The organism is Streptomyces sp. NPDC031265 (assembly GCF_055570295.1).
Map to the genome: position 1 here is coordinate 45081 of NZ_JBVIHM010000044.1, position 7290 is coordinate 52370.

The window sequence follows — 7290 nt, forward strand, 5'->3', positions numbered from 1 at the left end:
GCCCGCCGCACGACCGGGGACCGCTCCCCACCGGCACCGAAACGAAGGAAGCAGAGCGATGGTGACACTCGCCGATGTGGCCAGGCACGCCGGCGTCTCGTCGAGCACGGTCAGCTACGCCCTCAGCGGCAAGCGCCCGATCTCCGACGAGACCAGAGTCCGCATCGAACGGGCCATCACGGTCCTCGGTTACCACCCCAACGCGGGCGCCCGGGCTCTGGCCGGCAAGCGCTCGCACATCATCGCCCTGGTGGTGCCGCTCCACCCCGAGGTGCACGTGCCCACGATGATGGAGATCGCCATCGCGGCCACCGTGGCCGCCCGCGAACACGGTTACGACGTCCTGCTGCTCACCAACGACGAAGGTCCCGAAGGGGTCCGCCGGGTCGCCGCCACGGGCCTCGCCGACGGGGTCATCCTGATGGACGTCCGGCTGGACGACGACCGCATCCCGGTCCTGCGGGCCAAGGACATCCCGGCCTCACTCATCGGCCTGCCCGACGACCCCGCCGGACTCTCCTGCGTCGACCACGACTTCGCCACCGCGGGCGCCCTGTGCGCCGACCACCTGGCCGACCTCGGCCACCGCGACGTCGCCTTCATCGGCTACAGCAGCGGCGTCTACCGGCGGCACGCCGGCTACGCCGAGCGCACCCTGAACGGCTTCCGCGCCCGTGCCGAGCGGCGGGACCTGCGCTTCCTCCACCGGCCGTGCGAGGGCACGTACGAGAGCACGGCCGGCACCCTGGCCCGAATCCTCGCGGACCGACCGGACACCACCGGGTTCGTCGTGCAGAACGAGACCGCGATCGGCCCGCTGCTCAGCCTGCTGCGCGCCAGCGGACGGACCGTGCCGGAGGACGCCTCCGTCATCGCCATCTGCCCCGATCCGCTCGCGGAGCAGCACTCGCCCCAGCTCACCTCCGTGACCGGTCCGAAGAAGGACCTCGGGCAGGTCGCCGTCGACCAGGTCATGGCCAGGATCACCGCAGCTGCCGCGGGCGAGGAACCGCAGGACCAACTCGTGCTGACGCCACCGGAACTGGTGGTCCGCGAAAGCACCGCACCAGCCCCGCACCGCAGTTGACACCACGACCTGAGGACGGTTCCCAGATGGACATACGCCGACTCACGGACCGCCTCGGCGGCCTCGCCTTCGGCGGGGACTACAACCCCGAGCAGTGGGACGCGGAAGTGTGGAAGCAGGACGACGAGCTGATGCGCCGGGCGCGGGTCAACCTCGCCACCGTCGGCGTCTTCTCCTGGGCCCTGCTGGAGCCCGAGGAGGGCCGCTACGACTTCGGCCCGCTCGACGCCCACCTCGACCGCCTGCACACGAACGGCGTCGCCGTCGACCTGGCCACCCCGACTGCCTCCCCACCTCCCTGGTTCACCCTCGCCCACCCGGACGCCCTGCCGGTCGGCCCCGACGGCACCCGCCTGACCCACGGCAGCCGGGACACCTACTGCCTCGCCGCCCCCGCCTACCGCCGGGCCGCCCTCCGTATCGCCGACGCCCTCGCCGAACGCTACGGCGACCACCCGGCGCTCGCCCTGTGGCACGTACACAACGAGTACGCGACCCTGTGCTGGTGCGACCACACCGCGGCCGCCTTCCGGGTCTGGCTGCGCGCCCGCCACGGCTCCCTCGACACCCTCAACGAGGCCTGGGGAACGGCCTTCTGGAGCCAGCGCTACACCTCCTGGGATCAGATCCTGCCGCCCCGCGCCAGCCAGTGGCACCACAACCCCGGCCAGACCCTGGACTTCAGCCGCTTCTGGTCCGACGAGACGCTCGCCGCCTACCGCGAGCAGCGCGACGCGATCCGCGCCCACAGCGACCGCCCGGTGACGACCAACCTCATGCTGCCCTCCTACCAGAACCTGGACCTGTGGGCCTTCGGCCGCGAGGTCGACCTGGTCGCCGTCGACCACTACCCCACCGCACCCGGCATCGACGCCGCCGCCGACACCGCCTTCTGCGCCGACCGGGCCCGCTCCTTCGGCGGCGGCGCCCCCTGGCTGCTGATGGAACAGGGAACCAACACCGTCTACGCGACCGGCCGCGTCCTCGCCAAGGAGCCGGGCGAGATCCTGCGCCACTCGCTCGGCCACATCGCCCGCGGCTCGGAGGGCGCGCTCTTCTTCCAGTGGCGCCAGTCCCGGGCCGGCGCCGAGCAGTGGCACTCGGCGATGGTCCCGCACGCCGGGCCGGACAGCCGTACCTTCCGCGAGGTCACGGCGGCCGGAGAGGCCATCACCCGGCTCGGCGAACTCGCCGGCTCCACCGCCCGGGCCCAGGTCGCCGTCCTGCACGACTCCGACGCCTGGTGGGCGATGCGGGTCGACGGGCTGCCGTCGTCCGAGCTCGACTACCACGCCGCGCTGTGCCGCGCCCACCGGGCGCTGTGGGACGCCGGCCCGACGGTCGACTTCGCCCATCCCGAACACGACCTGAGCCGCTACCGGCTGGTCCTCGCACCGGCCCTGTTCCTGCTCACCGACGCGGGCGCCGAGAACCTGCGCCGCTACGTCGAGGGCGGCGGCACCCTGCTCGTCCAGCACTTCAGCGGCGTGGCCGACGAGCGCCTCCACGCCCGGCTCGGCGGCTACCCGGCCGCACCGCTGCGGGAGGCGCTGGGCATCCGGGTCGAGGAGTACCGCCCGCTGCGGCGGGACGAGGAGGTCGTCCTCTCCGACGGCTCGACGGCCACTTCCTGGAGCGAGTCCCTGCGCACCGAGGGCGCCGAGGCACTCGCCGCGTACACCCACGGCATGCTCGCCGGCAGCCCGGCGCTCACCCGCCACGACTTCGGCTCCGGCCACGGCTGGTACCTCTCCACCCGCCTCGACGACGCCGGCTACGCCGCCCTGGTCGGCCGGCTGCTCATGGAGGCCGGTACCGGCCCCGAGCTGCCCGGCCTGTCGCCCGGCGTCGAAGCCGTCACCCGGCACGCCCCCGACGGCCGCGCCTGGCAGGTGCTGATCAACCACCGCTCCGAGGCCGTACCGCTGCCGCAGCCAGGCCACGACCTGCTCACGGGCGGGCCCCTGCACCAACTGCCGCCCGGCGGCTGCGCGGTCCTGCGCGCGCACTGAACGCCCCCGTCTCCCCCACCGAGGAAGGCCGCCATGACCGACCCGCACTCGACGATCCGCTGGGGCCACCAGATTCTGGAGCTGGAGATCGGTCCGGGCGAGCACGGCACCCCCCGCCTGGTCCGCATCGGCACGCCCGGCGACCTCACCGGGGACGCCCCGGCGGCCCTGGACAGCGCCGACCTGCTGTGGGCGGAGAACGACTCGTGCCGGAGGACCGCGGCTTGGTCCACGAGGCGGTGGCCGTGTACAAGCCATCCGCCGACCTCCACTCGATCAGCACGGCCCAGACCGGCAGCCCGAGCACCCAGACCGTGCCCGCCTACGGCGTCACCGTCGTCCAGACGCACCCGACCAGCGCGAACTGCCGGGTCGTCCACAACAAGAACGAGTGGCCGGGCGGCCTGATCGGCACCGTCACCGTCGTCAACAACAACCTCGGCCAGGTCAACGGCTGGGACCTCGGCTTCGACTTCCCCGGCGACATCCACATCAGCAACAGCTGGAGCGCCTCGGTGTCGCAGAGCGGCCCGAGCGTCGACGCCGGGAACGCGTCCTTCAACGCCGCCGTGCCGCCCGGCGGAAGCGTCCAGTGGGGCTTCAAGGCCACGTGGTCCAAGAGCGACGCCAACCCATCCGCCTTCTGGTTCAACGGCGCGTCCTGCGCGATCGGCTCAACCCCGACGAAGCGGTGCCCCGAACCCTCCGACGGTCCGGGGTACCGCCTCCGAACGTGCACCGAAAGGAACCGACCACGTGTCAGACCAGCCTCAGCAGGGCGACACCGTCCCCAACCCGGTGATACCCGGCTTCCATCCCGACCCCAGCGTCTGCCGGGTGGGCGACGACTACTACCTCGTCTGCTCCAGCTTCGAGTACTTCCCCGGCATCCCCGTCTTCCACAGCCGCGACCTGGTGAACTGGACGCAGATCGGCAACGCCCTGGACCGGCCGAGTCAGCTGCGTCTGCCGCGCGACATGCCCTCCTCCGGCGGAATCTACGCTCCCACGCTGCGCCACCACGACGACCGCTTCTGGCTGATCGTCACCAACGTCGGCGACGGCGGCAACATGCTCTTCACCGCCACCGACCCGGCCGGCCCCTGGTCCGACCCGGTCCGGCTGCCCGGAGTCCCCGGCATCGACCCGGACCTCGCCTGGGACGAGGACGGCACCTGCTACTGCACCGTCGCCGGGGTCTCCCAGGTCCGCATCGACCCGCACACCGGCGAGACCCTCGGCGAGCCCCACCGGCTGTGGTCCGGCACCCCCGGCGCCCTCGCACCCGAGGCGCCACACCTGTACCGGATCGGCCCGTACTGGTACCTGCTCATCGCCGAGGGTGGTACCGAACGCGGCCACGGCGTGTCCATCGCCCGCGGCCGCACGCCCTCCGGCCCGTTCGAGCCGTGCCCGGCCAACCCGATCCTGACCCATCGCGGCACCAACCACCCGATCCAGAACACCGGCCACGCCGACCTCGTCCAGGCTCCCGACGGCTCCTGGTGGATGGTCCTGCTCGGCGTACGGCCGCGCGGCGGCACCCCCGGCTGGCACGTACTCGGCCGGGAGACCTTCCTCGCCCCGGTCGAGTGGGTGGACGGCTGGCCGCTCGTCGGCGAGCTGTCCCCCGAACTGCCCACCCCCGCCTGGCCGCTCCATCCCGCCCCCGCCGCACCGGTCCGGGACGACTTCGACCACCCCGAGCTGCAGCCCCGCTGGATCTCCCTGCGCGAGCGCCCGGAGCGGCTCTGCACCACGAAGGAACGATCCGGCTGGCTGACCCTCCGCGCCGCCGGGGCCTCGCTCGACGAGAACGACGCGGTGTTCGTCGGCCGGCGCCAGCAGCACCTCACCTGCCGCGCCCGCACGCTGATCGACCCCGCAGACGGCCGCGGCGGCCTGGCCGTCCGACTGGACGAGGAGCACCACTACGAGATCGAGGCGGCCGCCGGCGAGGTGACGGTGTTCGCCCGCATCGGCTCGCTGCGCGCCGAGGTCGCCTCCCGGCCGTTGCCCGCCGCAGCGGTGGTGCTCGGCGTCGAGATCACCCCGGCACCCCCACGGGACGCGCGGACCGGGCCGGACACCCTCTCCTTCGGCATCGAGGAGCCGGACGGCACGTTCACCGTGCTCTCCGCGCTCGATGGCCGGCACCTGTCCACCGAGGTGGCCGGCGGCTTCACCGGCCGGGTCATCGGCATGTACGCCACGACCGGAACCGTCCACTTCGACTGGTTCGACTACGGGCCCCTTCCGCTTCCCTGACCATCCATCAGCCCCTCAGCTGTTCACACGAAAGGGACGACACGTGAACGAAGCACAGCAGCCCGCGCGCCCGCGCAGCCGCCGGCCCGGCCGGACGGCCGGCATCGTGGTGGCACTGGCCACCACGGGCAGCCTCGCCTGCGGCACCGCCATGGCCGCACCGGCTCCGGCTCGGCCGGCAGCGGACAAGGTCCCGCACAGGGCGATGGACGCCATGGCCCAGATGCAGCCCAGCTGGAACCTCGGCAACACCCTGGACGCGATCCCCGACGAGACCTCCTGGGGCAACCCGCTGACCACCAAGGCCCTGATCGACCACATCCGGGACGAGGGCTTCCGCAGCGTCCGCATCCCTGTCAGCTGGTACCCCCACCAGTCCGAGACCGCTCCCTACACCATCGACGCGGCGTACATGAAGCGGGTCAAGCAGGTGGTCGACTGGGCCCTGGAGGACGGCCTCTACGTCGACCTCAACGTGCACCACGACTCGTGGAGGTGGATCGCCGACATCTCCACGAACCACGACGCCGTAGTCGCGCGGTTCAACTCGACCTGGCAGCAGATTGCCACCACCTTCAAGGACGAGCCGGGCAAGCTGCTCCTGGAGAGCGTCAACGAGCCGGTCTTCAACAACGCGACCGACGTCCAGAAGACCCAGTACCTGAACGAGCTCAACACCTCGTTCCACTCCGTCGTCCGCAAGTCCGGCGGCAAGAACAAGGACCGCCTGCTCATGCTGCCGACCCAGGCCGGCTCGGGGACCCAGCCCCTCATGGACGACCTGTCCAAGACGATCAACTCACTGCACGACCGCAACCTGGTCGCCACCGTGCACTACTACAGCTTCTGGCCGTTCAGCGTGAACGTCGCGGGCTACACCACGTACACCGCCGACACCCGCAAGGACATGCTCGACTCCTTCGCCCGGATGCGCGACACCTTCATCTCCAAGGGCGTCCCCGTCTACCTGGGCGAGTACGGCCTGCTCACCCGGCCCACCGAGGGCTACGTCGAGCACGGCGAGATGCTGAAGTACTACGAGGAGCTGGGCTACCAGGCCCGTATCAGCGGTGTCACCACCGCGCTGTGGGACGACTTCGCCTTCCTCAACCGCGCCGACCTGAAGTGGCGGAACCCGGAGCTGATGGACCTCATCAAGCGGTCCTGGCAGACCCGCTCCGGCACCGCCTCCACCGACAACCTCTTCCTGCCGAAGTCCGGCGCGATAAAGGCCCAGACGGTCACCCTCAACCCGAACGACACCAAGCCCCTGGCGGTCTGGCACGGCAACACCCCGCTGCGCGAGGGCCCCGACTACACGATCAAGGGCAACGAGCTCACGCTGACGGCGGACGCGCTCACCCGGCTGGCCGGCGACCGTCATCTCGGCGTCAACTCGACCGTGGAGGTCTGGTTCTCCCAGGGCGTGCCGTGGCAGCTCAACGTGAACACCTCCGACAAGCCGCAGCTGTCGACCGCCACCGGCACCGCCGCCTCGCTCGACATCCCCACCCGGTTCAACGGTGACCTGCTGGCCACCATGGAGGCCAAGTACGCGGACGGCACCAACGCCGGCCCGGCCAGCTGGACCCCGTACCAGCAGTTCGGCTACTCCTTCGCCCCCAAGTACGACGCCGACGCCACCGCCCTCACCACCGACTTCCTCAAGTCCCTCAAGGACGGCGCACCGGCGACGCTCACCTTCCACTACTGGAGCGGCGCCACGGTGACCTACCGGGTGACCAAGTCCGGCGACTCGGTGACCGGCACCGCCTCCTGACCGAAGCCTCCTCGCCCCGGCCGCCGAACCCGGCGGCCTGGGGCCTCCCCTATCTAGGGTTCCCCATGTTCCCTCTCCCCCCCCCCTTCCCTTTTTGTTTCGCCTCCCCCCCCAAGCGCAAACCATACGAGCGGATCCAAAAA

4 protein-coding genes and 1 pseudogene are annotated in these 7290 nt (G+C 71.4%); all 5 read left to right on the forward strand.

The features are described from left to right. Positions 1-58: 58 nt before the first annotated feature. The 5 genes and pseudogenes from ACZ499_RS37515 (at position 59) to ACZ499_RS37535 (ending at position 7147) form a co-directional block, all read left to right on the forward strand. Positions 59-1087 (forward strand): LacI family DNA-binding transcriptional regulator, encoded by a 1029-nt coding sequence (locus ACZ499_RS37515; RefSeq protein ID WP_468681357.1) that lies wholly within the window; start codon positions 59-61, stop codon positions 1085-1087. 26 nt (positions 1088-1113) lie between these two features. Then, positions 1114-3099 (forward strand): beta-galactosidase, encoded by a 1986-nt coding sequence (locus ACZ499_RS37520; protein ID WP_468681360.1) that lies wholly within the window; start codon positions 1114-1116, stop codon positions 3097-3099. Positions 3100-3413: 314 nt separating this feature from the next. After that, positions 3414-3704, forward strand: a pseudogene (locus ACZ499_RS37525) (cellulose binding domain-containing protein); the annotation flags it as partial. Between the two features lie 151 nt (positions 3705-3855). Beyond that, positions 3856-5367: a glycoside hydrolase family 43 protein gene (locus ACZ499_RS37530; RefSeq protein ID WP_468681362.1), complete on the forward strand. Its 1512-nt coding sequence runs from the start codon at positions 3856-3858 to the stop codon at positions 5365-5367. A gap of 43 nt (positions 5368-5410) precedes the next feature. Then, complete coding sequence (locus tag ACZ499_RS37535) at positions 5411-7147, forward strand: cellulase family glycosylhydrolase (protein ID WP_468681364.1); 1737 nt, start codon at positions 5411-5413, stop codon at positions 7145-7147. The last annotated feature ends 143 nt before the right edge of the window (positions 7148-7290 follow it).

Excerpts from the sequence above, each read along its gene's own strand:
- ACZ499_RS37520 (WP_468681360.1), top strand. The coding sequence starts at position 1,114 with ATGGACATACGCCGACTCACGGACCGCCTCGGCGGCCTCGCCTTCGGC.
- ACZ499_RS37515 (WP_468681357.1), top strand. The coding sequence starts at position 59 with ATGGTGACACTCGCCGATGTGGCCAGGCACGCCGGCGTCTCGTCGAGC.